We start from the raw sequence: 24,669 nt of genomic DNA, 5'->3' as shown, positions 1-24,669 counted from the left end.
TCGGGTGTGAGGTGCCAGGCCAGCCCCGCCGCTGGGGGTGTCAGGGGCTGGCCTGGCGGCGGCCGGAGCAAGGGGGGAAGTGCTCGACGGCCGCGTCTGTGGGGTTGTGGTTTGGGTGCCGGGCCGCGGGCCGGTCACATCCGGCGGCCCGGCACGATCTAGGCGGCGTCCGACTGCGCGACGACCGGCAGTTCCTCGGTCTCCGCCCACGACGGGACGTGCCCCGGGCTGGTGGCGTCGACGACGGGCCCGGCGATATTGAGCGCGTCCCACAGCGGCCGGACGTCGATGGGGTCGGTGGCCTGGTCCTCGAAGGCGCTGGTGTCGCGCACCATCGGCGGGACGGTGATGGCCTCGTCGTTCGCCCTGGCCGCCAGGTACGGGGCCAGCTGGGCACGCAGGCGCAGCACCTCGTCGTGGAGTTCCTGGCAGTCCAAGCGGACGGCGGAGACCTCGATGCCTGCCGCGTCGAGCTGCGCCTCGACGGTGTTGCGCTCGGCCCTGAGCTCGTCGTTCTCGGTGGCCAGCGCGACCAGTTGGCACGTCCGGTCGTCGGCTGCCCGCTCCAGGCGGCCGATCTTCTGGATGAGCTGGAAGGCCGTCATGCCGCGGTGGCGGCCACGGGTGCGGAGATCCTGGATGACGCTCATGCCGCCCCTCCCCGCAGGAAGTACGACGAGGGACCGGACTCGGCGACGAAACCGACGAGAGCAGCGCGCCGCATCTCTGCGGTGACGGGCACCTTCACGGGCAGCAGCGCGCCGTGGTCCCGGTAGAGGTCGGGGAGCGGGACCGGGGTGTCACGGTCGAAGCGGCCGCGGTATGTGGACTGCATCAGCGGCTCCGGGAATTCCCCGTCCGTCCACTGGCCTGTCCACGCCCACTCGATGCCCGCCGCGTCGCAGTAGCTGCGGCCCAGGTCGTAGGGGTGTCCGTCATGCCGGTAGTGGGCCATCACGCGGCCTCCTTGCGGTGGTTGTACGGGTAGCGGGCGGCGATGCTTGCGAGGGTGTCGAGGTAGCCGCTGACGGCGTGCTCGGGCCAGATGTCCTCGTCGGGGCCGTAGAGGCGGTGGGCCAGGCGGTCGGCCTCGGCGATCTCGGACTCCTCGCGGTCCGCGATACGGCGGTAGCGGCTCATGACGTCCTCCCGGGCCGGTCGATCGGGACGATGCGGATGGTGGCGAACACGGAGGTCAGGGCAGGGTGCCCGTGGTAGGGCGGGGTCTCGGACTCCTCCCACTCCCACCTCGTGCCAGGGGCGGGCTGGTAGCCGAACTCGGCAAGGGCCGCGGCCCGTTCGTCCGGGGTAGGGATGGTGTCGCGGTGGGAGACCGGCCAGTAGTGGGCCGGCCAGTCGCCGGGCCCGTAGACCACGACGTGCAGCTGCCAGCGGGCGCGGCGCGGATCGCCGACCGTGACGCCCGGTCCGAGGTCGCAGCACAGGCGGCTCATCTGCGCAGTTGTCGGCGTACTCATGACGTCCTCCGGGGCTTCTTGACGAGGCTGACGCGGCCCCAGTTGATGGCGATGTGCTGGAACGCGGCGTCGCCGTATGCGTCGAGGTCGTGGGCCTGAACCAGGCGCAGTTCCTCGTCGAGCCGCTGCTGCCGCTGCCGGGCGATCAGGGCCGCCATGTCGGAGGCGACCTGTGCGGCCGGGACGTCGAGGCGGTCGATGCTCATGACGTCGCCTCCGTGTCTCGGACGGCACCCCGGCTGAGCTTGTCGGCCATGCGCCCGACGGCCTCGGCCTTCGCCCGGTTCTCGCGGTTGTTGTCGCCGTACTCGCGGGCCTTCTTCTCCAGCCACGCGATGATCTGGGCGTCGCGCTCGGCGATGACCTCTGTGCGGAAGGCGTCGGCCAGCTCCTCGCACTTCGTGAAGGATGGCTCGTTGGGCAGCGCCGCCAGCGCGAACCCGATCAAGCTCTCGCGGGCGCTCATGCCGCCACCTGCTTCCGGGCGAACCGGGCGGCGATGTCGGGGTAGTCGGTCATGACGCACCGCCCGTCGTGTCCGAACGCAGCGCCCTGGCGGCCTCGATGAGACCGGGTACAAGGTCGGCACGCGGTCCGCCCGTGAGGATCTTGGCCGCGCCGTCCATCTGGTCGGCGGCGTCCCGCAGGATCGCGTCACGGACGGCCGTGCCGTCGATCTCGGTGACCGTGCCACCGGTCCGGCCGGTCGGGGCGTCCGTGTCGGAGTGGGTCCACACCTGCACCCACTCGCCCTCCAGCTCGATCCAGTCCCAGGAGCGGCCCGCCGCATCAGGGGCGGCCAGCTCGTCACAGAGCCCCTGAGCCGTGGCCGGCGTCGGATACAGCCAGGGGCCGTCGACGGCGCCCGCGTAGTCGGCGAGGTAGAAGGTGTGCGTCATCGGGTGCCTCCCGCTGCCGTGACGGGCAGGTGGAGAAGTGCGCTGTCCCAGCCTTCTGGCAGATGCTCCGCGAGCTCTGCGGTCAGCCACTCGGGTCGCTCGCCACCGAGGTCGCTCAGGTGGCGCCGAACCCTGTCGTGGTTCCAGTGGAAGGAGCTGATCTCCGCGCCCAACTTCCCCGACTTCAACCGCCGAGGGCCGAACACCGCCACGAAGGCGGACTCTCGGACGCCGCGCTCGGGTGTCTCATGGCGGAGCAGTTCGAGGTCTACGCGGACCGGAGAAAGGGACCGGCCGGTGATCGGGTCGTGCAGGTCGGGGGCGTCGGCAGGTGCCAAGAAGGACATTTGGACCTTGACCGAATGGCTCAGGAACGGCACGGATGCGCTCATCGGGCACCTCCCGCGGTCACGACGAGCCCCGGGTTGTACGCGGCCAACGTCTTGTTTGCGCGGGCCAGTTCGGCGAGCGCACGCTCGCGGGCCTCGGCGGTGAACGGGGTGCGGCATCGGGTGTAGGAGACGTAGGCATCCGACGCGGCACGGCGGGCGACAACGATGCGGTCCGGGAGGTGGGAGCCGATCAACCGGAGCACACGGTCCGGGATCGGGCGGTTGGTACGCGGGCTGGCAATCATGCGGCACCGTCCAACGCGATCGGGTTCTGCACGTTGTAGTGACGCGCGATCTCCACCCACGCCGTGTCGAACAGATCCAGATCCCGATGCGTGTAAACCGCGACCTCACGGTGCACACCGTGGATCGGCCGCTGGATCTTCTGCGGGTCCTTCAGGTAGCGGGCCCTATACAGTCCGGCCACCGTGCGACCCAGCCGCGTCCGCGCCGACGCCACATCAGCCTTCGCGATGCGGCCATCCAGGAACTCGTCGCACGTGATGGTCATGTCCGCAGGGTCGATGTCCGGCTCCTCGCCGTTCATCCGCGCCAGCTCAGTGCGGGCCATCGCCTCCACATAGGAGGGATTCACCAGCCCGAACTGCTTCGCGACACCCATCGCACCCAGGCGGGCGCTGGCGAGCTGAGCCCGCTCCACCGCCTCCAGGCGCTTCTCCGGGGCGGTCGTCTCCTCGACGTCCAGGAGGTAGGTGCGGACCTGCTTCGCGACGTTCGACTCCCGCAGAAGCTGCCCGACGTTGAGCAGGGTCCGCCGGGAGAAGACAGCAAGCGAGCGGGCCTTCGACTCGATTCCACAGAGGTCCTTGAAGGACCTCAGTTCCTCGCCGGCCAGGACGCTGTAGTCGTTGCTCTCCAGCTCGGCACGGTTGTCCTTCACGAGGCTCTTGATGGCCTCGATGTCCACCTCGAAGTACGAGGCGACGATGTCGGTGGTGGCGTGCACACCGTCCGGCAGCAGGGCCAGCGCCTTCACCTTGTCGAGGACATCGACGCGGTCGGCGGTCTGGGCGCGCATGGTGCGGGACTCGGTGAGGACCAGCTCATTGGGCAGGTCGGGCATGATGGGGAGCACGTGGCTCCCTCCTTTCACAGTGGTGAGGGATGCTGCGGAGGCCCTGCTGCCGGTGTGTGAAGGCCCGGCGGTGGGGCCGATTTGCCGGTTAGGCGGCGGTGGAGAGCGGCATGAGCTCGCCGCTCTCAAGGACCCAGCGGATGTGCTTGGGCGTGAAACGCGGCGACTTGCCGACGTAGGTGAACGGGATGCGGCGGTCTTGGACCGCCTCCTTCACCCAGTTCTCGGTCTTCTGGAACAGCACGGCCGCTTCGGCTGGCGTGAAAACCTGGAGCTCGGGGTCTACGTTGCGCATCTGGACGGACAACCCCTCGACGGCGGCGATGAGTCGCGAGATGAGCCGGGCGTCGACGGCTACGGCCGGAACCACGTCCGAGATGGGACCGTCCTGGGTGGCGGGCGCCCGGGTGGGGGCGATGGCCAGGTCATTCCTGGTCACTGGGCTTCTCCCTTGTGATGGCTTCGATCGGCACTTGCAGCTCCTCGGCGATGTGGGTGAGCGTGTCGTCCCCCGCTCCCTGCCGGTTCGTCTCGATGCGCGAGAGGAATCCGGGGTCGCAGCCGATGAGCCGTGCGAGCCGCCTCAGGCTCAGTCCGCGCAACTCACGGAAGGACCTAATTGCGGCTCCGTTCGGTGTCACAACACCCAACGTAAGTGCCAACCTCGGGGTCCGCAAGGTGTTTCGTAGGTTTTCTTGGGTGTATCGCTGGCTTCTTTGGGTGTCGATGGGTGCCTTGAGTGTCGAGAGATGGGCGCGAAGCGTGCGCCGCGTGCGCCGGAGGGCGCTTTATGAGGCAACAAAAGTGAGCCCCCTGCACCGATCGATACAGGTCATTTGGGGGAATCGATGGGTGCGTGTTGCCTACCGCTCGGGCATGATGAACCCATGAGTAGGGACTGGGTGCGGCTGGCGAAGGCCATCGAGGCAGCCCGAGAAGCCAATGGGTACACGCAGGTGACGCTTGCCGAGGCGGCCGGCGTCAGTGAATCGACGATTCAGAACCTGGAGTCCGGCGTCGAGCGCAAGCGCATCCCGCCCTCGCTCGCCAAGGTCGAGCGGGCGCTGCGGTGGCGGGGCGGCTCAGGCGAGTCCGTGCTCAACGGTGGCGAGCCGACCCCTGCCATCGACGGGCAATCCATTCCGCCTACAGAGCTGTCGGGTTCAGGGCTTCCTCTCCGCATCATCCACGAGCTGACGTCCGGTCCTCTTCTGGACACCACGGTTATCCAGTTGGGCACGGACTCGCGCATGGTCATCGTGGTCAAGGGCCAACCGGACGCTTCTCCGGACCAACTCCGGGCGGACGTGATCGCGTGGGCTAAGGCGCAGGAGCTACTAGAGGGCATCGGCGGCGCGGAGGGATCTGCCGGTTCTGTCAACTAGATGCAACAAAACGTTCGTTGAGTCCCATCAACCCCTCCACAACGGAGCATTGGGTGTGGTGTCATGTCCTGATACCGACGAGAGGGCCACACTCGGATGGTTATGGGGGACCGATGCGAGTCCTGGTTCTTCGCGTGTCAGGCATGCCGCACGACATTCAGGCGTGGGCTAACCAGCAGGACGACCGCGTGACGGTGTACATCAACGAAGCGCTGGTCAGCGAGGTCGAGGCGAGGAAACTCGAAGCGGCCTACAACGAGAAAAGCTCTCAATAGAATTGGGCCACTCAGCCTCACCGATCCTCCGCACCCAAGCGGCGGCAACGAGTGACGGCACACCCCTCCCTGGCTGTCCGCCCCTCCCCCACTGACGGGCAGCCAGGTGAAGACCGACGGGAGTGCACCGTGGCCTACAGCGAGAAACGCAGCTACGACAAAACCCTCCGGAAGTGGCGCTACCGCGGCAAGTACAAGCTGCCCAACGGCCGTTACGGCTCGGTGTCGCGCGATGACGAAGGCAAACCGTTCTACACCGGGAATGCCGCCAAGTCCTTCGCCGCCGGCCTGGAGACCGATGTCGCCCGGAAGACCTTCGTCAACCCGCGCGACGGGCGGATCACAGTTGCTGAGTGGGCAGATCTCTGGATCGAGTCCATCGACGTCGGGCCGCTGACCGACGAGAAGTACCGAGGCCGTTTGAGGTCCGTGATTCTCCCTCGCTGGGGCCCGGTAGCCATGGGCGATGTGACGGCGCTGGCGTACAACACTTGGGAGAACGAGCTGCGGGAGCAGGGCTACAAGCGCAACTCCATCCAGGGCTACCGCAGCGTGCTGCGACTGATGATGACCGACGCCGTGGCGTCGAAGGTCCGCAGCGACAACCCCGTGCCGTCACGTCAGGGCAGCCGTCGCGGCAAATTCGTCCCCAAGCCCAAGGAGGACGAACGCACGATCGGGACCCCCCGGCAAGCCCTTCTCATGGCCCGCAACGCACTGGAGGTTCGCGGCTTCTCGCACTTCGTCCTCATCCTCACCGTCGCCTACACGGGGATGCGTATCGCCGAGATCTCCGGCCTGGAGCGCGACAGACTGATCCTCCCCGTGCGTCGCCCGGATGTGGAGGTGCCCGACGTGCCTCTCGCGCAGTCGGGGTTCGCCATGCCTGACACGCGGCGTTGGAAGCAATGGCCAGGAGGCTCGCGGATCCTGCTGACGTCTCAGTCGCAGTATGTCGACAGCAAGCCCACACTGATCCCTGCGAAGTACGGCTCGGCACGCAGCCTGATCCTGCCACCGTTCTTGGCCGACCTGCTCGTCCAGCTGACGGAATCGCACGACGGTACGTTCGTCTTCCGGGCCCCTCGCGGCGGACGCCTCTTGATTGAAAAGTTCTTCTACTCAGACTCCTGGCATCCAGCTGCGGCAGGCCGACCGCCAAAGGAGCGCAGCAGGGGCAAGCGCGCGAAGCCGGGCGTGCGACCGGTCCTGGGGATCGAAGACATCGAGCCGCATGACTGGCGGCACTCTCACAAGGTCTGGCTCGACGAGGCCGGACACCCTAGGGTTGCGGTAGAAGCGCGCATGGGCCACGACCTCCCCGGAGTGGAAGGCACGTACTCCCACACGACGCTGGCAATGGAACTCAAGATCGCCGAGTCGCTGCAGTCCCTCTGGGAAGACTCGCTCAGGCCGGTCATTGATCGCCGCGAGTACGGCCCCATCCCCCGCGAAAACCCCTAAACTGCAAGTTGATCTCCCAGATTTCTCCCAGTAGATCGTTTAGGCGGGTTCCCACGACTCGTTTCACATCAAAACGGAACCCACGTGCACCCGCGCTTGCCAGCGGAATCCATAAGGAAACGGAGTCCACTGGCAACCTGGGTGACACCCTCAGATCCCGTGCTTCTTCAGGATCGCCTCGATGTCGGAGAAGTCCTCGTCGGCCTTCTTGCCCTTGGCCTGCGCGGGAGCCGGTGCCGGTGCGGCCTGGGCCCGGGGCGCGCTCGCGGGGCTGCCCGCGCCGAGCGAGGGCGCGGACGCCGCCGGAGCGACGGCCTCGCGCTGTGCCGCCTTCGCGGCCTTGCGCTCCTTGCGGGTACCGCCGGTACGGCGTTCGACGAAGCGGGTGGTGGTGAAGAGCAGCCAGGCCAGGCCCAGGACGCCGAGTCCCGCCCAGACGACCGGCTTGAAGACGATGTCGGACAGCCAGCCGACGGCCCCGGTCATCACCAGGCCGACGGGCACCAGCGAGTAGGCCGCCAGCCGGGTCGCGGTGAGGAACCGCTTGCGGTACGCGGTGATCGCGGCGATGCCCAGTCCTGCGGCGGACACCGCGGAACAGACGGTCTCAACCAGCAGCATCGGTCCTCCAGCGGTGGAAAGTACGGTCCCTTCCATCCTGCACCGCCCGGCGCGCGTGCGGCCATCCCCGGCCCCGGTCTCAGGGAGATCTCCGGGACGCGGCTCCTCCCCAGGTCCCGGTTGGGGCCGCCGCCCTACGACTGGGAGACTGGCCCCATGAGCAACACTCCTCCCTCCGCCCCCGAAGCTCCCGCCTCCCCCGTCGTCCTGGACGTCTGGTGCGAGCTCCAGTGCCCCGACTGCCGCACCGCGCTCGCCGACCTGGACGCGCTGCGGGCCCGCTACGGCGACCGGATCGACATCCGGCTGCGGCACTTCCCGCTGGAGAAGCACGCCCACGCGTACGACGCGGCGCAGGCCGTCGAGGAGGCGTACGAGCAGGGGAAGGGCTGGGAGTACGTGACGGCGGTGCTGGCCCGCACCGAGGAGCTGGGCAAGCGCGGCAAGCCGCTCCTGATCGAGGTGGCGGGCGAACTCGGTCTGGACGCCGAGGAGTTCGACACCGCCCTGATCGACGGGCGGCACATGCTGATCGTGGACGCCGACCAGGCGGAGGGCAAGGCGATCAAGGTGACGGGCACGCCGACGTACGAGATCGGCGGGCAGCTCCTCGACGGCAGCAAGGACCAGACGGGCCTGCGGGAGCGCATCGAGGAGATCGCGGACGGGCTGCTGGCCGGGCGTGACCGACGCGACTAGAGCAGTCGCTTGAAGCTGTTCACGTTCGTCGTGCGGTAGCCGAGGGACTCGTAGAGGCGCAGGGCCGGGGTGTTTCCGGCGAAGACGTGCAGGCCGATGCGGGTCTCGTCGGCCTGGAGGGCGATCCGCTCGGCCAGCGTCATCAGGGCCCGGCCGTATCCCCGGCCCCGGTGCTGCTCGTCGACCTCGACGTCGTACACGAAGGCGGTCCGCTCACCGGGGGCGATCTCGTGACGGCCGAGCCAGAGCAGGCCGACCGGTGTGCCGTCGCACAGGAGGTGGCTGATCCAGGTGTGGGGGGAGGCCAGTCCCCCGGGAAGGAACCGGCGCTGGCTGGCCTCGGCCTTGGCGCGGGCCTGTGCGGCGGTCAGCCCCCGGTCGACCCAGCTCTGCGCGAAGTGCGCCACGTCCTTCTCGCGCCAGGCGTCGAACTCGGCCTGCGTCACGGGACGGAACGTCACGCCCCCGGGAAGCGGCGGCGGGGCGGCGGGGAGGTCCTTGAGCATGTTGCGGCTGCGTTCGACGTAGCCGAGGGCCGTCGCCATGCGCCGTGCGGGCCCGGCGTCCGCGGGCACCGCGACCGTGATCTGGTCGCAGCCCCAGCCGCGCAGGACCTCCTCGGCGGCGAGGGCGGCGACCGTGCCGCGGCCCCGGCGGCGGTCCGGCTCGTCGATGTGCAGCGCGGTGATCCGGCCGACTGTGGTGCCGAAGTCGGGCACGGTCTCGATGTGCGCGGTGCCGACGGGGCGGCTGTTCACGCACACTTCGTAGTGGCGCGAGCGCGCGCCGTCGTCACTGGTCCGGAGCGGCCCGGTCGGCCGTAGGGTCGTCGTCATCACGGGAGTTGTACCCCTGCCGGGCCCGCTCGTCATCACGTTTTGCGCGACGGCCCCCGGAGCCCTACGGGTCGAGGTCGTCCCCGGCGCGCTCGTCGAAGACGCGCATTGCCTTGGCGGTCACCGGCCCGGGCGCACCCGGCAGCTCCCGCCCGTCGACGCGGTGGACGGCCTGCACGTCGCGCAGGGTCGAGGTCAGGAAGACCTCCTCGGCGCGCTCCAGTACGTCCAGGGGCAGGTCGGCCTCCCGCGCTCCGGTCCACTCCACGGCGAGGGCGCGGGTGATGCCCGCCAGGCAGCCGGAGGCGACGGGCGGGGTGAGGAGTTGCCCGTCGAGGACGACGAAGACGTTCGACCCGGTGCCTTCGCAGAGCTGCCCGACGGTGTTGGCGAAGAGGGCCTCGGAGGCGCCGTTCTCGCGCGCTCGGGCGAGGGCCACGACGTTCTCGGCGTACGAGGTGGTCTTGAGCCCGGCCAGCGCGCTGCGCTCGTTGCGCGTCCAGGGGACGGTGATCACGGCGGTGGAGTCGGGGCGGCGCGTGGACTCGCCGAGCGCGACGACCAGCGTGGCGGGGGCGTCCCCCCGGTCGGAGCCGAGCGGCGAGACGCCTGCGGTGTACGTGACGCGGAGCCGGCCCAGCGGCATCGGGTTGGCGGCCAGGACGGCGGCGCAGGCCCGGCGGACCTCGTCGTGGTCGGGGTCGGGCAGGCCGAGGCCGCGGGCGGAGGAGGTGAGCCGGTCCAGGTGGCGGGTGAGCGCGAAGGCCGTCCCGTCGACGGCCTTCATGGTCTCGAAGACGCCGTCGCCCACGGTGATCCCGTGGTCGAGGACGGAAACCCGGGCCGCGTCGGCGTCGACCAGCCCTCCGTTGACCCAGATTTTCATGCCGTCGCTCATGCCATGGCCTTCTCTCTCAACCGTTCATCCGCAACTCGTACGCACTGTGACCTCGTACGCACCCGACGCTACCGCGAGCAGGCGGGCGGCCTTCAGCTCGGTCTCCGCCCACTCCCTTTCGGGGTCGGAGCCCCAGGTGATGCCCGCTCCGGTGCCGAACCGCAGGAGCGGGCCGCCGGGAGCGGTGCGGTCGATCCAGAAGGTGCGGATGCCGACGGCCAGCTCGCCCGTCCGCCGGTCGGCGTCGACCCAGCCGATGCCACCGCAGTAGGGGCCGCGCGGCGCGGTCTCCAGCGCCTTGATGATCTCCAGGGCGCTGGCCTTGGGCGCCCCGGTGACGGAGCCGGGCGGGAAGGTGGCGGCCAGGAGCCCCGCCCAGCCCTCCCCCGGGCCCAGCTCGGCGCGCACGGTGGAGACGAGGTGGACCAGGCCCGGGTGCGGTTCGACCTCGCAGAGCTGCGGGACGGTGACGGAGCCGGTGACGGCGACGCGGCCGAGGTCGTTGCGGACCAGGTCGACGATCATCACGTTCTCCGCGTGGTCCTTCTCCAGGAGGTCCGCCTCGGTCTTCCCGGTGCCCTTGATGGGCCCGGACTCCACGGTGCGCCCCGCGCGGCGCAGATAGAGCTCCGGGGACGCGGTGGCGATCTCCACGCCGTACGCGGGCAGCCGGATCGTTCCTGCATAGGGGGCCGGGTTGCCGCGCGCGAGGAGGGCGGTGAGGGCGTCGACGTCGGCACCGGGGTCGACGGGCGCGCTCAGTACGCGGCAGAGGTTGGCCTGGTAGACCTCCCCCTTCGCGATGTGCTCGCGGATCCGGCGGACTCCGGCGGTGTAGGCGGCGCGGTCCAGGGAAGACGTCCAGCCGGTGGCGCCGGGGCCCCGCCAGGCGCCGGGGACGGGGGCGGGCACGGGCTCCGTACGGACGTCTCCGAAGCGGGCACAGACGAGCCGGCCTTCGAAGTCGGCAGCGACGGCCCAGAAGCCGGACGAGTCGAGGGCCGCCGGATCACTGGTGACATCGCGCAGATCGGAGGCGACAAGGCCGCCGAAGCGGGCCAAAGAGGGGAGGTCGGACACACCGTCGAGTCTATGGCGGGGGTGCGCACCTCTCCTGGCGGCGAGGACCCCGCAGCACGCTGCACAAACGCGTTTTTGTGCTGGCCCAGGAATCCGCTAGAGTTCAACACGTCGCCGGGACACGCAAGTGAAACGGAACAGACAAGCGGACGTAGCTCAGTTGGTAGAGCACCACCTTGCCAAGGTGGATGTCGCGAGTTCGAGTCTCGTCGTCCGCTCGATAGTGGGGGATCATCCCGATACCCTTACTGCACTCCTGGTGGAGTGGCCGAGAGGCGAGGCAACGGCCTGCAAAGCCGTCTACACGGGTTCAAATCCCGTCTCCACCTCCAAGCGCGATTAGCTCAGCGGGAGAGCGCTTCCCTGACACGGAAGAGGTCACTGGTTCAATCCCAGTATCGCGCACGCAGAACAACTGAACAGATACGGTCCGCTTGGACCGTCCCGCGCGATTAGCTCAGCGGGAGAGCGCTTCCCTGACACGGAAGAGGTCACTGGTTCAATCCCAGTATCGCGCACGCAGCACCAGCAGTACGGTGCAAGATCAGGTTCGCAAGGACCGTCCCGCGCGATTAGCTCAGCGGGAGAGCGCTTCCCTGACACGGAAGAGGTCACTGGTTCAATCCCAGTATCGCGCACAGCAGTTGAAGCCCCCGACCGGTTCTCGGTCGGGGGCTTCTTCGTGTCCGCTCCCCCGGTCAGCCGGTGAAGAGCTGGGTGGCCTTGCGGATGAGTTCGTACAGGCCGTACGCGAAGGGCAGCAGGACCCAGAGCCAGACGGCGACGGCGAGTGCGCGGGGGCTACTGCTGCGGGGCCGCATGGGCGGGCCCTCCTTCCATGGCAAGGCTGCCTTCGGGGACGGTCGGGCGGGGCTCGTGGAAGCGGGGGGCGACCGGGCGGACGAGCTCGTTGGCGACGAAGCCCACCAGGAGCAGGCCGATCATGATGTACATCGAGGTCGTGTAGAGGCTGGGACCGCTGTGGCCCGCCTGTTCCTGGCTGTCGGCGACCCGGTTGACGATCAGCGGGCCGAGGACGCCCGCGGTGGACCAGGCGGTGAGCAGACGGCCGTGGATGGCGCCGACCTGGTAGGTGCCGAAGAGGTCCTTGAGGTAGGCGGGGACGGTGGCGAAGCCTCCGCCGTAGAAGGACAGGATCACCAGGGCGCAGACGATGAAGAGGGGTTTGGAGTCGTTGCCGAAGCGGGCGAGGGCGAGATACGTCAGCGCGCCGGCGCCGAGGTAGATCCGGTACATGGACTTGCGGCCGATGAGGTCGGAGGTGGAGGCCCACAGGAGGCGGCCGGTCATGTTGGCGAGGGAGAGCAGGGCGACGAATCCGGCGGCGGCGGAGACCGAGACGGGGGCCGGGGTGTCCGCGAAGTAGTCCTTGATCATCGGGGCGGCCTTTTCGAGGATGCCGATGCCGGCGGTGACGTTGAGGCACAGGACCACCCACAGGCACCAGAACTGCGGGGTGCGCAGGGCGTTGCGGGCGGAGACGTCGGCGGTGGTGATCAGGGCACTCGCCTTCCGGAGGTCGGGCTGCCGGCCGTCCGGTTTCCAGCCCGGGGGCGGTACCCGGACGAGGAGGACGCCGAGCGCCATGAAGACGGCGTACGCGAGGCCCATCACCAGGAAGGTGAGGGCGATGCCTCCGTCGCCTTCCGGCTTCAGGCCGCCGAAGGACTCCAGCATCTGCGACGACCAGGGCGAGGCGATGAGCGCTCCCCCGCCGAAGCCCATGATGGCGATGCCGGTGGCCATGCCGGGCCTGTCCGGGAACCACTTCATGAGGGTGGAGACCGGCGAGATGTAGCCGATGCCCAGGCCGATGCCGCCGACGAAGCCGTAACCGAGGACGATCAGCCAGAACTGGTGGGTGGCGGCGCCCAGGGCGGAGATCAGGAAGCCGGAGGAGAAGCAGACGAGGGAGACGAACATGGCCCAGCGGGGCCCGTTGCGCTCGACGAGGGTGCCGCCGAACGCGGCGGACAGGCCGAGCATGACGATGCCGAGCTGGAAGGGGAGGGCGCTGGCGGTGCCGGAGAGGCCGAGGGAGGTTTCGAGCGGGGGCTTGAAGACGCTCCAGGCGTACGCCTGGCCGATGGAGAGGTGGACGGCGAGGGCCGCGGGCGGCACCAGCCAGCGGCTCCAGCCGGGCGGGGCGACGGTCCGGGACCTGTCGAGGAAGGTCATGGGGCCGAACCCTAGGTTCCGGATGGGGGGTTGGGCCAGGCGGTGGGCCGACCGGCGGGGGCGCGACCGGCACCGGAAGGGTGAGCCCCCGGGCCGGAACCGGGGGCCCTGCGGCCGGGGCCGGGGCCGATGGGGCAGGGGCGGCGGCCCCGGTCGGCGCGGGTCAGGAGGAGAAGAGCATGCGGCCGAAGCCCTTTTGGCGGTGGTGGCCGTGGTGGGCGCCGTGGCCGCCGTGCTGGGGGGCGCCCCATGCGGGAGCGGCGGGGTACGCCTGCGGGGGCGGGCCCGCGGGCGGCATGGACTGCTGGGACCACTGGGACTCCAGGCGGGTCAGCGACTCCAGTTCGCCGTAGTCCAGGAATATGCCGCGGCAGTTGCCGCACTGCTCGATCTGGACGCCGTTGCGGTTGAAGGTGTGCATGGGGGCGTGGCATTTGGGACAGTGCATGAGGTTCGCTCCGGTTTCCGATCGGTGTGGTCTCGTACGGGGCGTACGTCGTCGGGATGCATGCCCGGTGGGCCGGAATTCACCCTACGGCGGAGGGGATCCGTCCAACTCCGGTCGGAGCGAGGCGATGCGGGCGCAGGAGTCGATCATCAGGTGCTCCACCTCGTCGAGGGGGCGGGCCTCGGTGGTGGACTTGGCGAGGGCGAGGGCCGCCGTCTGGACCGTCAGGGCGCGGGCTGCGACGTCGAGTTCGGGCCACGGATCGCCGTGGGGACGTACGGCCGGGCCGTCGGCCGCCCGGTAGGCGGTGAGGAAGCGCTGCCAGACGTCGGGGTCCAGCAGACCTGCGGCGTACCAGGCGGCGGGGCGGGCCAGGTCCCAGGCGGGGTCGCCGAGGCCGAGGTCGTCCACGTCGATGAGGTGCCAGGGGCCTGAGGGGGCGGGGTGGCGGACGAGTTGGCCGAGGTGGAGGTCGCCGTGGCAGAGGGCGGCTGTGGGGCGGACGTGGTCTTGGTCGGGTTCGTCGGGTTCGTCGCGTTCGTCGCGGGCCCACGCGGGGAGGCCGTGCCAGGCGGCGAGGACGGTGCGGTGGGCGTCGGGGGCCGCCGGGTGCGGGGCGGTGGCGTGCATACGGGCGAGGGCGCGGGCTGCTTTGGCGGGGCCGCGCATGGGAGGGAGAGGGGCCGGGAGGGCCTCCGGCGGGGTGCGGTGGAGGCGGGCGAGGAGGGTCGCGGTCTCTTCCCAGGGGGCGGCGTCGGGGTCTTCCGGGTCGACCGGGGTGCCGTAGGGCCAGGCGGAGAGGGAGCGGTCGGGGTGGGCGGGGGTCGCTGCGGCGGGGATGGGGAGCGGGGGCAGGAGGATGCCGGTGAGGAGGGGGTGGGCGGCGACGGCGATGCGGGTGGCGAGGGCGGTGGGGTCGGAGTCGGGGGCGTGGGTCTTGAGGACGAGGGGGCCTTGGCGGATGACGGTGGCGTCGTCGGGGCGGGTGGCGAGGAGTTCCGGGGCGGGGGTGGGTTCGGGGGTGGGTGGGGGCATGGTCTCCGGCCGGGGTTGGGGGCGGGGGGCGAGCCTATGGGGCGGGGGGCTCGGAGGGGGTGGGGCTGGGCGGGGCTGGGTGGGGCCCTCTCGGGCGGTGCGCCGGTAGTGGGGCTGGGCGGGGGCGCTCCGGGGTGGGCCCGGAGCGAGAGGGGCCGCCCCCGCGCGCCCGTCCCGCCCCCCGGGGGGGCGGGACGGGCGGGCAAGGAGGCGAGGGAGGCGGAGGGGGCTGGCCCCGCCGCCCAAGGAGGCTAGGCGAGCGGCCCCGCCGCCCAACCCAAGGGGGCTGGGCCAGGCGGAGCCCAAGGGGGCTGGGGAAGGGGCGTTGAGGGGCGCGGGGGGCTGCGCGATCAGCCATGGCGCGCCCGCGCGTGCGAACGCCAAGCGTGGAGGGGCTCGGAGGGAATCGACTCCGAGAGGGTCCGGACGCACGTTTGCCCGGACAGCTCCCCAGCTGTCCGGGCAAACTCAGCCGTCCGCCGCACCCCCGTCCCCACGGGGCTGATGGGCAAGATGTTGTTCCGATCCGGACCGCTCTTCCGGATCGGCGGCGCCGCTCAGCGCCCCAGCAACATGCCCACGGACGACGCTTGCGTGACCACCGCTTCCCAGCCTCCGAAGAGGAAGAGGAGCAGGGCCGCCAGAGGAAGGACCATGGCCGTTGCCACCAGGGGGTGGCGCGGGCCCGAACTGCGACCGCCGAACGCGGCGAAGGCGCGGCGTCCGTGGACGCGGATCGCGTGCGTGCGGATCATCGTCCTCGATGCCGTGTCCGCCATGGTCCTCTCCCTGTCGTCTTGGCAAGCGGCGGGTGTCTGACCTCGGGGGACGAGTGCTGCACCCACCGCTTGAGTTCAAGATTAGGGGCGGGTGCGGGCCCGGTCGTCATGCCCTCGTACCTATTGGCTGGCCTCCCGGAGGATGAGCCACCGGGTGATGGCGTACTCCCCTGGGTGGAGAGGCGGGTGGAGGTCTCGGGGACATCCCCGAGGGGCCGGCGGGGGGTTCACCGGACGACTGGCGGGCGGTGTCCCCCCGTTCACTCCCGCGTGCCGGGCGGAGTGGGGCGGCGCTCGGACGCGTCTTCCCTGGGTACCGGCTGTTCGACCAGGGCCAGGACGCGGGTGGCCATGAAGCGTGCCGTACGCACGACGCTGCCGTTGCGGGTGACTTCACTCACTTCCACCACCCCCCTGCGGACCGCAGTCTCGACCCTTCGGCCCGCCCTGCTGGCCACCATTTCGTACGTTCGGGTGGTGTCTCCGGCGTCCACCACTATCTCGACTCGATCACCCTTCATTGATCCAATACCCCTTCCGCTGTTGCCCGTTGGAAATGAGCAGGGGTCAGGAAGATGGGAACGTACGTTCCCTGACCACTCCTCAAGTTTCGCACCCAGCACTGACAATCGATCGATTCGAGCGGGTGTGGCCTATGAGCACACCGCGCCAGGGATACGTAAGCTGTGCCACGTCGAACGGACCGGTCAGCAGTGGGGTGGGGGAGGCTCCACCGGAGGTAGGGGACGGACATGGCGATGATGCGGCTCCGGCGCGAGGACCCGCGTGTCGTCGGATCGTTCAGGATTCACCGGCGGCTCGGTGCGGGCGGCATGGGTGTCGTCTACCTGGGATCGGACCGGCGGGGCCAGCGGGTCGCGCTGAAGGTGATCCGGCCCGACCTGGCGGAGGATCAGGAGTTCCGGTCGCGGTTCGCGCGTGAGGTCTCTGCCGCGCGGCGGATCAGAGGTGGGTGCACGGCGCGGCTGGTGGCCGCCGATCTGGATGCCGACCGGCCGTGGTTCGCGACGCAGTACGTTCCCGGGCCCTCGCTGCACGACCGGGTGGCCGAGGAGGGCTCCCTGATCGCCGCCGAGGTCGCCGCGATCGGGGCCGCGCTGGCCGAGGGGCTGGTGGCGGTTCATGAGGCGGGGGTCGTTCACCGGGATCTGAAGCCGTCCAACATCCTGCTGTCGCCCAAGGGGCCTCGGATCATCGACTTCGGGATCGCGTGGGCCACGGGCGCGAGCACGCTGACCCATGTGGGCACCGCTGTGGGTTCGCCCGGATTCCTCGCGCCGGAACAGGTGCGGGGGGCGGCTGTGACGCCCGCGACGGATGTGTTCGCGCTGGGCGCGACGCTGGCGTACGCGGCGACGGCGGACTCTCCCTTCGGGCAGGGCAGTTCCGAGGTCATGCTGTACCGGGTGGTGCACGAGGAGCCGTTGCTGGACGGGGTGCCCGACGCTCTGGCGCCGCTGGTACGGGCCTGTCTGGCGAAGGAGCAGGAGGAACGTCCCAGCACGTTGCAGCTGTCGATGCGGTTGAAGGAGATCGCGGCGCGGGAGGCGCAAGGGGGGGCGGGGCCCGGTGGCTCCGGCTCCGAGAAGCGACCGCCTGTGCAGCGGGGGGCGGCTGTTGACTCGTACGCCGATCAGCGGACGCAGCGCAGTACGCAGCCGAGAGGGGAGACGGGGGGCGGGCAGGGGTCGCGAGGGGCTTCCGGTGCCCCGTCCGACTCCTCGGCGCAGGCTCCGTCGTCCCGGGGAGGTGCGGGGGCACGGCGTACGGGGTCCTCGTCCGGGCCCGGCCGGAATGGGGCGGTGCGGAACACGACGCGGTCGGGGGCTGCTCGGAAGGGGACGCGGCCCGGGGGGCGGGCTACTTCCGGGGGGAAGTTGCGGCCCGCGAATCCGCGGTTGTTGCGGCAGCGGTTGGTGGTTTTCGTGGTGGTGACGTTGTTGGTGGCGTTGGGGATTGCTGCTGCGCAGGGGTGTCAGGGGCCGAAGGAGTCGCGGGGGGTGGGGGTTGTCGCTCCCGTTCTCGGTGCGGGAAGTGGGGTGTGCCCGCCTTCGGCGGGAGAGTGCCCCTCCCCGCCCCTTCCCACGTAACACGCTGCGGCTCCGCCGCGTGGCGCTCGCCGCGCGGCTGGGTCCTTTGGTTGCGGTTCAGGCCGGGGGCGCTGCCCCCGGACCCCCGCTCCTCAAACGCCGGAGGGGCTAGAGGGTGCGGAGGGGTTAGAGGGTGCGGAGGGGCTAAGTGGGGCGGCCTGTTGTCACCGCGTAGAAGGAGACCGCCGCTGCCGCGCCCACGTTCAGGGAGTCCACGCCGTGGGCCATCGGGATGCGGACCCATTCGTCGGCCGCGACCAGGGCGCGACGGGACAGTCCTTCGCCCTCGGCGCCCAGCATGAGGGCCACCCGGTCCATCGTGTGCGGGGCGACCTCGTCCAGGGAGCGGGCCTTGTCGGCCGGGGTCAGGGCGAGGAGCGTGAAGCCCGCCTGGCGGACCGTTTCCAGGTCGCCCGGCCATGATGCGAGGCGTGCGTACGGTACGGAGAAGACCGCGCCCATCGAGACCTTGACGGAGCGTCGGTAGAGGGGGTCGGCGCAGTCCGGGGAGAGCAGGACGGCGTCCATGCCCAGGGCCGCCGCACTGCGGAAGATCGCGCCGATGTTGGTGTGGTCGTTGACCGATTCCATGACCACGACTCGGCGGGCGGTCGTGAGGAGGTCTTCGGGGGCGGGGAGGGGCTTGCGTTGCATCGAGGCGAGGGCGCCTCGGTGCACGTGGTAGCCCGTGACCTGTTCGGCGAGGTCCGGGCTGACCGCGTACACCGGGGCCGGGACCTCGTCGATGACGTCGCGCATGACGTCGACCCACTTGGCGGAGAGCAGCATGGAGCGCATCTCGTAACCGGCTTGGCGGGCCCTGCGGATGACCTTCTCGCCCTCGGCGATGAACAGTCCCTCGGCGGGCTCGCGGCGGCGCCGGAGTTCGACGTCGGTCAGCCCCGTGTAGTCGCGCAGGCGCGGGTCGTCGGGGTCGTCGATGGTGAGGAGTTCGGCCACAGGGTGATCCTGCCTTGTCGTGGGTGCGGTGCCCAAGGGGCGGGAAGGGACGTTATCCCTGGGGGGCGGGGCGGTTGAGTGAGACTACGTCGCCGATGACGATCACGGCGGGCGGTCGTACGTTCTCGGACTTGGCCTTCGCCCCGACCGTGGCCAGGGTCGCGTCGACGCGGCGCTGGGTCGCCATCGTGCCCTCCTGGATGATCGCCACCGGGGTTTCCGGCGAGCGGCCGTACGTGACGAGGGCTTCGGCGATCGAGCCGATGCGCTCGACGGCCATCAGGAGGACGAGCGTTCCACGGAGCTTGGCGAGGGACTGCCAGTCGACGAGGGAGCGCGGGTCGTCGGGGGCGACGTGGCCGCTGACCACCGTGAACTCGTGGGCGACGCCCCGGTGCGTGACCGGGATGCCCGCCGCGCCGGGGACGCTGATCGTGGAGGAGATGCCGGGGACGATCGTGCAGGGGATTCCCTCGGCGGCCAGGGCCTGGGCCTCTTCCATGCCTCGGCCGAAGACGAAGGGGTCGCCGCCCTTGAGGCGTACGACCGTCTTGCCCTGCTTGGCGTGGTCGATGAGGGCCTGGTTGATGGCTTCCTGGGCCATGAAGCGGCCGTAGGGGATCTTCGCGGCGTCGATGACCTCGACGTGCGGGGGGAGTTCGTCCAGGAGGTCGCGGGGGCCGAGGCGGTCGGCGATGACGACGTCCGCCTCGGCGAGGAGGCGGCGACCGCGCACGGTGATCAGGTCGGGGTCGCCGGGGCCGCCGCCCACCAGGTGCACGCGCGGGGCGTCGGCGGCGGTGCGGGGGCGGTGGTGCGGGGCGGCGAGGCTGCCGTCGCGCAGGCCCTCGACGATCGCGTCGCGCACGGCGGCGGAGCGGCGGGGGTCGTGGCCGGTGAGGACCGCGACGGTGACGCCGTCGGAGCGGCCGGTGGCCGGGGTCCAGGCGGTGGCCGCCTCCGCATCGTCGGAACGTACGCACCAGATGCGGTTGCGCTCGGCCTCGGCGGAGGCCGTGGTGTTGGCGGTGGGGTCGCTGGAGGAGATCAGGACGTACCAGGCGTCGGCGAGGTCGCCCTTCTGGTACGGGCGCTGCTGCCAGGTGATCTCGCCGGACTCGGCCATCGCCTCGACGGAGGGGGTCGCGGAGGGGGAGATCAGGGTGATGTCCGCCCCCGCCGCTATGAGGGCGGGCAGACGGCGCTGGGCGACCTGGCCGCCGCCGAGGACGATCGTGCGGCGGCCGGAGAGGCGGAGGCCCACGGGGTAGGCGGGGGGCTCGGGGGGCGTTTCCTGGCCCTGCGTCGCTCCGGCCTGGTGCGGGTCGCCTGCGGCGTGCGCGGTCATGGGTGCGGCTCCTCGGGAGGGTGGGGCTTGGCGGGCCCCTCCGAGGGAGGGGGTGCCGGGGCCGGGTGAGCCGCTGCGGCGGTGGAGCGGCGCTGGTGGGGAGGGGTTTTCGGGTGTGGGGCTTACTTTACGGGGCTGGGGGGTGAGGGGGCGTTTCGGGGGCCCGGCTCCTGGCCCTCCGTGGAGGGCGGTGTTCGTTGCGCCCTCCCGAAGGCGGGGGCCCGGCCCCCGCCTCGGAGGGGCGGTGTCCAGATGGCCTCTCCGAGGGCGGGGGGGGTGCTCGTCCGAGCGGTTGGGCGGGAGTGGGGTGCGCCTGCGGCGGGCTGCCCCAGCCCCTTCCCCAAGCTCTCAACTCCGTTCGAGCAGGGGGACCCCCTCGACGGGCTGGATTTGCCCGGCGGGCTGTGGGCGCCCGCCGGGTGGGGGCCCTACTTCTCCGTGACTCCCGCCGAGTCGAACGTCGCCACCTCGTGCATCGCCCGTGCCGCGCTCTGCACCACCGGGAGGGCGAGCAGGGCGCCCGTTCCCTCGCCGAGGCGCAGGTCCAGGTCGACCAGGGGGCGCAGGCCCAGCTTGTTGAGGGCGGCGACGTGGCCCGGTTCCGCGCTGCGGTGGCCCGCGATGCAGGCTGCCAGCGCCTCCGGGGCGACCGCGCGGGCCACCAGGGCGGCGGCTCCCGCGCTCACGCCGTCCAGGATCACCGGCGTACGCAGGGATGCTCCGCCGAGGAGGAAGCCGACGAGGGCCGCGTGCTCCAGGCCGCCGACCGCCGCGAGGACGCCGATCGGGTCGGCCGGGTCCGGCTGGTGCAGGTCCAGGGCGCGACGGACCACGTCCACCTTGCGGGCGTGCATCTCGTCGTTGATGCCCGTGCCGCGACCCGTCACCTCGGCCGGGTCCTGGCCCGTGTAGACGCAGATCAGGGCGGCGGAGACCGTCGTGTTGGCGATGCCCATCTCACCGGTGAGGAGGGCCTTGTTGCCTGCTGCCACCAGGTCGCGGGCGGTTTCGATGCCGACCTCGATCGCGGCGAGGACTTCCTCGCGGGACAGGGCGGGGCCGGTCGTGAAGTCGGCCGTGCCCGCACGGACCTTGCGGGGCAGGAGGCCGGGAGTCGCCGGGAGGTCGCCCGCGACGCCCACGTCGATCACGCAGACCTCCGCGCCGACCTGGTTGGCGAACGCGTTGCAGACCGCTCCCCCGCCCAGGAAGTTGGCCACCATCTGCGTGGTGACCTCCTGGGGCCACGCCGTGACGCCCTGCGCGTGCACACCGTGGTCGCCCGCGAAGATCGCGACGGCCGCGGGCTCGGGGATGGGCGGCGGGCAGACCCGGGCCAGGCCGCTGAGCTGCGCGGAGATGATCTCCAGCATGCCCAGGGCACCGGCGGGCTTGGTCATCCGCTTCTGCCGCTCCCACGCCTCGCCGAGCGCCTTCGCGTCCAGCGGGCGGATGTTGGAGATTGTCTCCTGGAGGAGGTCGTGCGGCTCCTCGCCCGGGAGGGCGCGGCGGCCGTAGGTCTCCTCGTGGACGACCCAGGAGAGCGGGCGGCGCTTCGACCAGCCCGCCTGGAGGAGTTCGGGCTCCTCAGGGAACTCGTCGACGTAACCGACGCAGAGGTAGGCGACCACTTCGAGGTGCTCGGGCAGGCCCAGCGCGCGGACCATCTCGCGCTCGTCGAAGAAGCTGACCCAGCCGACGCCCAGGCCCTCGGCGCGTGCCGCCAGCCAGAGGTTCTCGACGGCGAGCGCCGAGGAGTACGGGGCCATCTGCGGCTGTGTGTGGCGGCCGAGGGTGTGGCGGCCGCCACGGGTCGGGTCGGCGGTGACGACGATGTTCACCGGGGTGTCGAGGATGGCCTCGATCTTCAGTTCCTTGAACTGCTTGGCGCGGCCCTTGGGCAGCGACTTCGCGTACGCGTCGCGCTGGCGGGCGGCCAGTTCGTGCATCGCGCGGCGCGTCTCGGCGGAGCGGATGACGACGAAGTCCCAGGGCTGGGAGTGGCCGACGCTGGGGGCCGTGTGGGCGGCCTCCAGGACGCGGAGGAGGACCTCGTGCGGGATGGGGTCGCTGCGGAAGCCGTTGCGGATGTCGCGGCGCTCGCGCATCACGCGCAGGACCGCTTCGCGCTCGGCGTCGTCGTAGCCGGAGGCGGGGGGCGTCGCCGGGAGTTCGGGAGCGTCGTCCGGTGTGACGGGCTCGGGTGCGGCAACCTCCGGCGCGATGGCCTCCGGCTCGGCGGACCCCGGCTCGGCGGACTCCGGTGCGGCGGACTCCGGTGCGGCGGGGTCCGTGGCCGTGGCCTCAGGGGATTCCGAGGTTTCGGGGACCTCGGACGCCTCGATGATCTGAGGGGCCTCGGAGGGCTGCGAGGGCTCGGGGGCCTGCGTGGCTTCCGGGGTCTGGGAGGGCTCCGGGGGCTGTGCGGGTTCCTGCGACGGCTGCGGTGCTTCGTGCCCGGCGTGGGCGGCGGGCTCCGGCTGTACGGACAGCACGGATTCCTCCTGTAGGGGCTGCGCGGGCTGTACGGGTTCCGGCTGCGTGACGGGCCGGGGCTGTACGGATTCCTGCGGTACGGACGGGGCGGGCTGGGCGGGCTCCGGCTGCGCGGCGGCCTCGGGCAGGACGACCGCCTCGGGCTGGACGTCGGCCTCGGCAGGGGCGGCCTGTGCCTCGGTGGCCTCCGGTACGGACTCCTGCGCCACGGGCACCTCGGGCGCCACCGGGGCCTCGGGCGCCACCGGAGCCTCGGGCGTCACCGGAGCCTCGGGCGCCACCGGAGCCTCGGGCGCCACCGGAGCCTCGGGCGTCACGGGCTGGACCTGCTCGGCTTGCGCCGCCTCGGCCGGGGCCGCCAGCGGCTGGGCGCCCTCGTCCGCCGCCTGGGCCGGGACCTCCGTGGGCTCTGGGTCGGGCTGCGCAGCCAGCCGGGTGACCGGGCCGCCGTCGCGCGGTGCGGGCACCGTCGCGGACTGCTCCGCCGGTACGTCCCCGGGCTGCTTGGCCGAAGCCGCCGCCTCGGGCTGCGCCGCGACCGGTGCGGTCTGCTCCGCTTCCTGCGGTACGGCCACGGGCACGGCTTCCGCGTTCGTGGCGGGCGCCTCCGGAGCCTCCGGCGCATGCTGCTGCGGTACCGGCACGGCCGCCTGCGCGGACTCCGGCTCCGTCTCCGCTTCCGGAGCCACCGGCCGCCCGGAGGCTGCGGGAGTGCCGTCCGCCGGAGTTTCCTGGGCGGGGGCCGGGGCGACCGGGACGGCCGCCGTCGGCGTCGGGGCGAGGTGAGCACCGTCCGGTACCGAACCCTCGACCTGGACGAACTGGCCCTGCGGCGGCGTCGCGTGAACCGCCGTCGGGCCCTGGGCCGGAATCGGGACCATCGGCGTGGCGTGCGCGGGGCCCGGCTGGAACCCGGGCTGCGACGCGGCGTCGGCAGTCGGCTCCGTACCCTCCGGGGCGGTGGGAGCTTCCGGGGTCACGGGCGGGACGGCCTCCAGAGGTGCCGGGACCTCTTCGGGCGCGGCACCGGCGGCGGGCTCGGGGGCCGTGCCTTCCGCGACGGCTTCCGGAATGGACTGTTCCGGAACGACCGTTTCTGCTGCGTTGTCCTGGGGCTCCTGAGGCTCCTGGGACGACTGGGGTTCAGCGGGCTGAGGGAGCGGCTGGGGCGTCTCCGTCCCGGCCTGCGCAAGGCCCTGCACCAGCTCGGCCTGCACCGGCTCGACCTGCACCGGCTCGGCCGTCGCAGTAGCCGGAACCCGCACCTGGACGTGCGTCTGGGCCGCCTCGGGCGGGACCGGTACGGCCGTCCGAGGCGGCGTCGCGAGCCCGTCCGCCCGGGTGGCCTGCGCGGGCACCGGCACGGATGCCGTCTGCACGTGCTGCGTCACCGGCTGCGCGGCCTGCGGCTGCGACGCCCACGGCGTCGGGCCCTGCGCCGGGATCTCGCCCAGCTGCGGGCCGGGCAGCAGCGCGGCCTCGTCGCGCGGGATGTCGAGGTACTCGGGGCCCGTCGTCGGCGGACCCGCGTGCCGCATCGGCGCCGCGACCGGAGTCGAGGCCGGGGTCGCGGTCGGAGTCGCGGTCGGGAACTGTCCCGGAACGGCCCCCGCGGGCACGCCCGTCGGAGTCCCCAGCGGCGTGGCCGGTGCCGCGGCCGGTGCCATGCCCTGCGCGGGCAGCGGCGGAGTCTGCGCGGCCGGGCCCCGGTCGGCCAGCGAGCGTACGACACCGCCCGAGGCGTCCGGCACGGGCGGGCCCATGTGCAGCGGGCGGCGGGACGGGGGCGGCGTCATCGACGCGGGCTGCGGGGGCATCCGTACGCCGGAGAGGTCCACGGAGCCGGAGTCCCGGCCACCGGCCTCGTGCGCGCCCGTCTCGGGCTGCGGCACGTGCGGCGGCTGCGCGGGGACCACCTGCGGGTCGCTCCACGCGCCCTGCGCGGCGGGCATCAGCAGGAGGTCGTCGTCGTCCATCCCGGAATCCCCGGAGTGGACCGCTGAGTCGGAGGGGTCGAGGAAGGTGTAGACGCCTGGGGCGGGGACGCCCGGCTGCTCCACCATGCCTGCGTTCTCCGGCAGTCCCTCGCCCGGGACCTGGCCGGTGTCCGTCATGCGTACCCCTCGCCCATCTGTAGCACCAACGCTTCCTCGGCCGCACCGCCTTCCGC

General features: G+C 71.4%; 30 protein-coding genes and 5 tRNA genes. 10 read left to right on the top strand and 25 right to left on the bottom strand.

Going from position 1 to position 24,669, the window contains the following annotated elements; all coding sequences use genetic code 11:
* Positions 1-158: 158 nt before the first annotated feature.
* The 12 genes from OG897_RS13295 to OG897_RS13240 all read right to left on the bottom strand — a co-directional run bounded on the left by OG897_RS13295 (position 159) and on the right by OG897_RS13240 (position 4,506).
* Positions 159-650 carry a hypothetical protein gene (locus tag OG897_RS13295; protein WP_266656008.1) on the bottom strand — a complete coding sequence of 164 codons (492 nt, stop codon included), beginning with the start codon at positions 648-650 and terminating at the stop codon, positions 159-161.
* Positions 647-955, bottom strand: coding sequence for a phiSA1p31-related protein (locus tag OG897_RS13290; protein WP_266656006.1), 309 nt, complete (start codon positions 953-955; stop codon positions 647-649). The genes OG897_RS13295 and OG897_RS13290 overlap by 4 nt, the downstream gene beginning before the upstream one ends.
* Positions 955-1,140, bottom strand: a complete 186-nt coding sequence (locus tag OG897_RS13285) for a hypothetical protein (protein WP_266656004.1) — start codon at positions 1,138-1,140, stop codon at positions 955-957. Before OG897_RS13285 ends, OG897_RS13290 begins: the two co-directional genes overlap by 1 nt.
* Positions 1,137-1,478 carry a DUF6303 family protein gene (locus OG897_RS13280; RefSeq protein WP_266656002.1) on the bottom strand — a complete coding sequence of 114 codons (342 nt, stop codon included), beginning with the start codon at positions 1,476-1,478 and terminating at the stop codon, positions 1,137-1,139. Before OG897_RS13280 ends, OG897_RS13285 begins: the two co-directional genes overlap by 4 nt.
* Entirely contained in the window at positions 1,475-1,684 is a 210-nt protein-coding gene (locus tag OG897_RS13275; RefSeq protein WP_266656000.1) for a hypothetical protein, read from the bottom strand. The genes OG897_RS13280 and OG897_RS13275 overlap by 4 nt, the downstream gene beginning before the upstream one ends.
* Entirely contained in the window at positions 1,681-1,944 is a 264-nt protein-coding gene (locus OG897_RS13270) for a hypothetical protein (RefSeq protein ID WP_266655998.1), read from the bottom strand. Before OG897_RS13270 ends, OG897_RS13275 begins: the two co-directional genes overlap by 4 nt.
* Positions 1,945-1,993: 49 nt before the next feature.
* Positions 1,994-2,377, bottom strand: coding sequence for a hypothetical protein (locus OG897_RS13265; protein ID WP_266655996.1), 384 nt, complete (start codon positions 2,375-2,377; stop codon positions 1,994-1,996).
* Positions 2,374-2,769, bottom strand: coding sequence for a hypothetical protein (locus OG897_RS13260; protein ID WP_266655994.1), 396 nt, complete (start codon positions 2,767-2,769; stop codon positions 2,374-2,376). Before OG897_RS13260 ends, OG897_RS13265 begins: the two co-directional genes overlap by 4 nt.
* Positions 2,766-3,014, bottom strand: a complete 249-nt coding sequence (locus OG897_RS13255; RefSeq protein WP_266655992.1) for a hypothetical protein — start codon at positions 3,012-3,014, stop codon at positions 2,766-2,768. The genes OG897_RS13260 and OG897_RS13255 overlap by 4 nt, the downstream gene beginning before the upstream one ends.
* A complete protein-coding gene (locus tag OG897_RS13250) occupies positions 3,011-3,865 on the bottom strand; it encodes a hypothetical protein (RefSeq protein WP_266655990.1) in 855 nt (284 codons plus the stop codon). Before OG897_RS13250 ends, OG897_RS13255 begins: the two co-directional genes overlap by 4 nt.
* An 88-nt stretch (positions 3,866-3,953) precedes the next feature.
* Complete coding sequence (locus OG897_RS13245; RefSeq protein ID WP_266655988.1) at positions 3,954-4,304, bottom strand: hypothetical protein; 351 nt, start codon at positions 4,302-4,304, stop codon at positions 3,954-3,956.
* Positions 4,291-4,506 carry a helix-turn-helix domain-containing protein gene (locus tag OG897_RS13240; protein WP_266655986.1) on the bottom strand — a complete coding sequence of 72 codons (216 nt, stop codon included), beginning with the start codon at positions 4,504-4,506 and terminating at the stop codon, positions 4,291-4,293. Before OG897_RS13240 ends, OG897_RS13245 begins: the two co-directional genes overlap by 14 nt.
* A gap of 246 nt (positions 4,507-4,752) precedes the next feature.
* Between OG897_RS13240 and OG897_RS13235 the strand changes: the two genes are divergently transcribed.
* The 3 genes from OG897_RS13235 (at position 4,753) to OG897_RS13225 (ending at position 6,989) form a co-directional block, all read left to right on the top strand.
* Entirely contained in the window at positions 4,753-5,250 is a 498-nt protein-coding gene (locus tag OG897_RS13235; RefSeq protein WP_266655984.1) for a helix-turn-helix domain-containing protein, read from the top strand.
* Between the two features lie 143 nt (positions 5,251-5,393).
* Positions 5,394-5,525, top strand: coding sequence for a hypothetical protein (locus tag OG897_RS13230; protein WP_266655982.1), 132 nt, complete (start codon positions 5,394-5,396; stop codon positions 5,523-5,525).
* A 129-nt stretch (positions 5,526-5,654) separates the two neighbouring features.
* On the top strand, positions 5,655-6,989 hold the full coding sequence (locus tag OG897_RS13225; protein ID WP_266655980.1) for a hypothetical protein: 1,335 nt from the start codon (positions 5,655-5,657) through the stop codon (positions 6,987-6,989).
* 150 nt (positions 6,990-7,139) lie between these two features.
* Here OG897_RS13225 and OG897_RS13220 read toward each other — a convergent pair whose 3' ends face one another.
* Complete coding sequence (locus OG897_RS13220; protein WP_266656814.1) at positions 7,140-7,607, bottom strand: hypothetical protein; 468 nt, start codon at positions 7,605-7,607, stop codon at positions 7,140-7,142.
* A 159-nt stretch (positions 7,608-7,766) separates the two neighbouring features.
* On the opposite strand from OG897_RS13220, the gene OG897_RS13215 reads away from it, so the two are divergent.
* Positions 7,767-8,309: a DsbA family protein gene (locus tag OG897_RS13215; protein WP_266655978.1), complete on the top strand. Its 543-nt coding sequence runs from the start codon at positions 7,767-7,769 to the stop codon at positions 8,307-8,309.
* On the opposite strand, the gene OG897_RS13210 is transcribed toward OG897_RS13215, so the two are convergent.
* From OG897_RS13210 to OG897_RS13200, 3 genes are all read right to left on the bottom strand, one after another.
* Complete coding sequence (locus OG897_RS13210; RefSeq protein ID WP_266655976.1) at positions 8,306-9,145, bottom strand: GNAT family N-acetyltransferase; 840 nt, start codon at positions 9,143-9,145, stop codon at positions 8,306-8,308. The two genes, OG897_RS13215 and OG897_RS13210, sit on opposite strands and share 4 nt — an antisense overlap.
* A 64-nt stretch (positions 9,146-9,209) precedes the next feature.
* The gene (locus OG897_RS13205) at positions 9,210-10,031 is read right to left on the bottom strand and encodes an aminotransferase class IV (protein ID WP_266656813.1); all 822 of its coding nucleotides are present in this window, start codon (positions 10,029-10,031) and stop codon (positions 9,210-9,212) included.
* A gap of 36 nt (positions 10,032-10,067) precedes the next feature.
* Positions 10,068-11,123, bottom strand: coding sequence for a chorismate-binding protein (locus OG897_RS13200; RefSeq protein ID WP_266655974.1), 1,056 nt, complete (start codon positions 11,121-11,123; stop codon positions 10,068-10,070).
* Positions 11,124-11,268: 145 nt separating this feature from the next.
* On the opposite strand from OG897_RS13200, the gene OG897_RS13195 reads away from it, so the two are divergent.
* The 5 genes from OG897_RS13195 (at position 11,269) to OG897_RS13175 (ending at position 11,761) form a co-directional block, all read left to right on the top strand.
* Positions 11,269-11,341, top strand: a tRNA-Gly gene (locus OG897_RS13195).
* A 40-nt stretch (positions 11,342-11,381) separates the two neighbouring features.
* Positions 11,382-11,455, top strand: a tRNA-Cys gene (locus tag OG897_RS13190).
* A 1-nt stretch (position 11,456) separates the two neighbouring features.
* Positions 11,457-11,528, top strand: a tRNA-Val gene (locus OG897_RS13185).
* Between the two features lie 41 nt (positions 11,529-11,569).
* Positions 11,570-11,641: transfer RNA gene (locus tag OG897_RS13180), tRNA-Val, on the top strand.
* A gap of 48 nt (positions 11,642-11,689) precedes the next feature.
* Positions 11,690-11,761 (top strand) — tRNA-Val (locus OG897_RS13175).
* Positions 11,762-11,821: 60 nt separating this feature from the next.
* Here OG897_RS13175 and OG897_RS13170 read toward each other — a convergent pair.
* The 6 genes from OG897_RS13170 to OG897_RS13145 form a co-directional block, all read right to left on the bottom strand.
* Positions 11,822-11,944 carry a hypothetical protein gene (locus tag OG897_RS13170; RefSeq protein ID WP_266655972.1) on the bottom strand — a complete coding sequence of 41 codons (123 nt, stop codon included), beginning with the start codon at positions 11,942-11,944 and terminating at the stop codon, positions 11,822-11,824.
* Positions 11,925-13,322, bottom strand: coding sequence for an OFA family MFS transporter (locus tag OG897_RS13165; protein WP_266655970.1), 1,398 nt, complete (start codon positions 13,320-13,322; stop codon positions 11,925-11,927). Before OG897_RS13165 ends, OG897_RS13170 begins: the two co-directional genes overlap by 20 nt.
* Positions 13,323-13,485: 163 nt before the next feature.
* Positions 13,486-13,770 carry a zf-TFIIB domain-containing protein gene (locus tag OG897_RS13160; RefSeq protein WP_266655968.1) on the bottom strand — a complete coding sequence of 95 codons (285 nt, stop codon included), beginning with the start codon at positions 13,768-13,770 and terminating at the stop codon, positions 13,486-13,488.
* 84 nt (positions 13,771-13,854) lie between these two features.
* Positions 13,855-14,805, bottom strand: coding sequence for a phosphotransferase family protein (locus OG897_RS13155; protein ID WP_266655966.1), 951 nt, complete (start codon positions 14,803-14,805; stop codon positions 13,855-13,857).
* Positions 14,806-15,362: 557 nt separating this feature from the next.
* Positions 15,363-15,584 carry a hypothetical protein gene (locus OG897_RS13150; RefSeq protein WP_266655964.1) on the bottom strand — a complete coding sequence of 74 codons (222 nt, stop codon included), beginning with the start codon at positions 15,582-15,584 and terminating at the stop codon, positions 15,363-15,365.
* 260 nt (positions 15,585-15,844) lie between these two features.
* A complete protein-coding gene (locus OG897_RS13145) occupies positions 15,845-16,105 on the bottom strand; it encodes a hypothetical protein (protein WP_266655962.1) in 261 nt (86 codons plus the stop codon).
* 231 nt (positions 16,106-16,336) lie between these two features.
* Between OG897_RS13145 and OG897_RS13140 the strand changes: the two genes are divergently transcribed.
* A complete protein-coding gene (locus tag OG897_RS13140; protein ID WP_266655961.1) occupies positions 16,337-17,695 on the top strand; it encodes a serine/threonine-protein kinase in 1,359 nt (452 codons plus the stop codon).
* A gap of 144 nt (positions 17,696-17,839) precedes the next feature.
* Here OG897_RS13140 and OG897_RS13135 read toward each other — a convergent pair whose 3' ends face one another.
* The 3 genes from OG897_RS13135 to cobT form a co-directional block, all read right to left on the bottom strand.
* Entirely contained in the window at positions 17,840-18,655 is an 816-nt protein-coding gene (locus OG897_RS13135) for an RNA methyltransferase (RefSeq protein ID WP_266655960.1), read from the bottom strand.
* A gap of 52 nt (positions 18,656-18,707) precedes the next feature.
* Complete coding sequence (gene cobA, locus OG897_RS13130) at positions 18,708-20,003, bottom strand: uroporphyrinogen-III C-methyltransferase (RefSeq protein WP_266655959.1); 1,296 nt, start codon at positions 20,001-20,003, stop codon at positions 18,708-18,710.
* Positions 20,004-20,431: 428 nt separating this feature from the next.
* Positions 20,432-24,613 carry a nicotinate-nucleotide--dimethylbenzimidazole phosphoribosyltransferase gene (gene cobT / locus OG897_RS13125; protein ID WP_266655957.1) on the bottom strand — a complete coding sequence of 1,394 codons (4,182 nt, stop codon included), beginning with the start codon at positions 24,611-24,613 and terminating at the stop codon, positions 20,432-20,434.
* Between the last annotated feature and the right edge of the window lie 56 nt (positions 24,614-24,669).

Origin of the sequence: Streptomyces sp. NBC_00237, from assembly GCF_026342435.1 — a bacterium.
Taxonomy (GTDB): Bacteria; Actinomycetota; Actinomycetes; order Streptomycetales; family Streptomycetaceae; genus Streptomyces.
Note: the sequence above shows the minus strand (reverse complement) of the source record. Positions and strands in the feature narration are given on the sequence as shown.

Bases quoted from the DNA above. Each gene is read 5' to 3' on its own strand.
- OG897_RS13295 (WP_266656008.1), bottom strand. From the start codon at position 650: ATGAGCGTCATCCAGGATCTCCGCACCCGTGGCCGCCACCGCGGCATG.
- OG897_RS13290 (WP_266656006.1), bottom strand. From the start codon at position 955: ATGGCCCACTACCGGCATGACGGACACCCCTACGACCTGGGCCGCAGC.
- OG897_RS13285 (WP_266656004.1), bottom strand. From the start codon at position 1,140: ATGAGCCGCTACCGCCGTATCGCGGACCGCGAGGAGTCCGAGATCGCC.
- OG897_RS13280 (WP_266656002.1), bottom strand. From the start codon at position 1,478: ATGAGTACGCCGACAACTGCGCAGATGAGCCGCCTGTGCTGCGACCTC.
- OG897_RS13275 (WP_266656000.1), bottom strand. From the start codon at position 1,684: ATGAGCATCGACCGCCTCGACGTCCCGGCCGCACAGGTCGCCTCCGAC.
- OG897_RS13270 (WP_266655998.1), bottom strand. From the start codon at position 1,944: ATGAGCGCCCGCGAGAGCTTGATCGGGTTCGCGCTGGCGGCGCTGCCC.
- OG897_RS13265 (WP_266655996.1), bottom strand. From the start codon at position 2,377: ATGACGCACACCTTCTACCTCGCCGACTACGCGGGCGCCGTCGACGGC.
- OG897_RS13260 (WP_266655994.1), bottom strand. From the start codon at position 2,769: ATGAGCGCATCCGTGCCGTTCCTGAGCCATTCGGTCAAGGTCCAAATG.
- OG897_RS13255 (WP_266655992.1), bottom strand. From the start codon at position 3,014: ATGATTGCCAGCCCGCGTACCAACCGCCCGATCCCGGACCGTGTGCTC.
- OG897_RS13235 (WP_266655984.1), top strand. From the start codon at position 4,753: ATGAGTAGGGACTGGGTGCGGCTGGCGAAGGCCATCGAGGCAGCCCGA.
- OG897_RS13230 (WP_266655982.1), top strand. From the start codon at position 5,394: ATGCCGCACGACATTCAGGCGTGGGCTAACCAGCAGGACGACCGCGTG.
- OG897_RS13215 (WP_266655978.1), top strand. From the start codon at position 7,767: ATGAGCAACACTCCTCCCTCCGCCCCCGAAGCTCCCGCCTCCCCCGTC.
- OG897_RS13210 (WP_266655976.1), bottom strand. From the start codon at position 9,145: ATGACGACGACCCTACGGCCGACCGGGCCGCTCCGGACCAGTGACGAC.
- OG897_RS13205 (WP_266656813.1), bottom strand. From the start codon at position 10,031: ATGAAAATCTGGGTCAACGGAGGGCTGGTCGACGCCGACGCGGCCCGG.
- OG897_RS13170 (WP_266655972.1), bottom strand. From the start codon at position 11,944: ATGCGGCCCCGCAGCAGTAGCCCCCGCGCACTCGCCGTCGCCGTCTGG.
- OG897_RS13165 (WP_266655970.1), bottom strand. From the start codon at position 13,322: ATGACCTTCCTCGACAGGTCCCGGACCGTCGCCCCGCCCGGCTGGAGC.
- OG897_RS13160 (WP_266655968.1), bottom strand. From the start codon at position 13,770: ATGCACTGTCCCAAATGCCACGCCCCCATGCACACCTTCAACCGCAAC.
- OG897_RS13155 (WP_266655966.1), bottom strand. From the start codon at position 14,805: ATGCCCCCACCCACCCCCGAACCCACCCCCGCCCCGGAACTCCTCGCC.
- OG897_RS13150 (WP_266655964.1), bottom strand. From the start codon at position 15,584: ATGGCGGACACGGCATCGAGGACGATGATCCGCACGCACGCGATCCGC.
- OG897_RS13145 (WP_266655962.1), bottom strand. From the start codon at position 16,105: ATGAAGGGTGATCGAGTCGAGATAGTGGTGGACGCCGGAGACACCACC.
- OG897_RS13140 (WP_266655961.1), top strand. From the start codon at position 16,337: ATGGCGATGATGCGGCTCCGGCGCGAGGACCCGCGTGTCGTCGGATCG.
- cobA (WP_266655959.1), bottom strand. From the start codon at position 20,003: ATGACCGCGCACGCCGCAGGCGACCCGCACCAGGCCGGAGCGACGCAG.
- cobT (WP_266655957.1), bottom strand. From the start codon at position 24,613: ATGACGGACACCGGCCAGGTCCCGGGCGAGGGACTGCCGGAGAACGCA.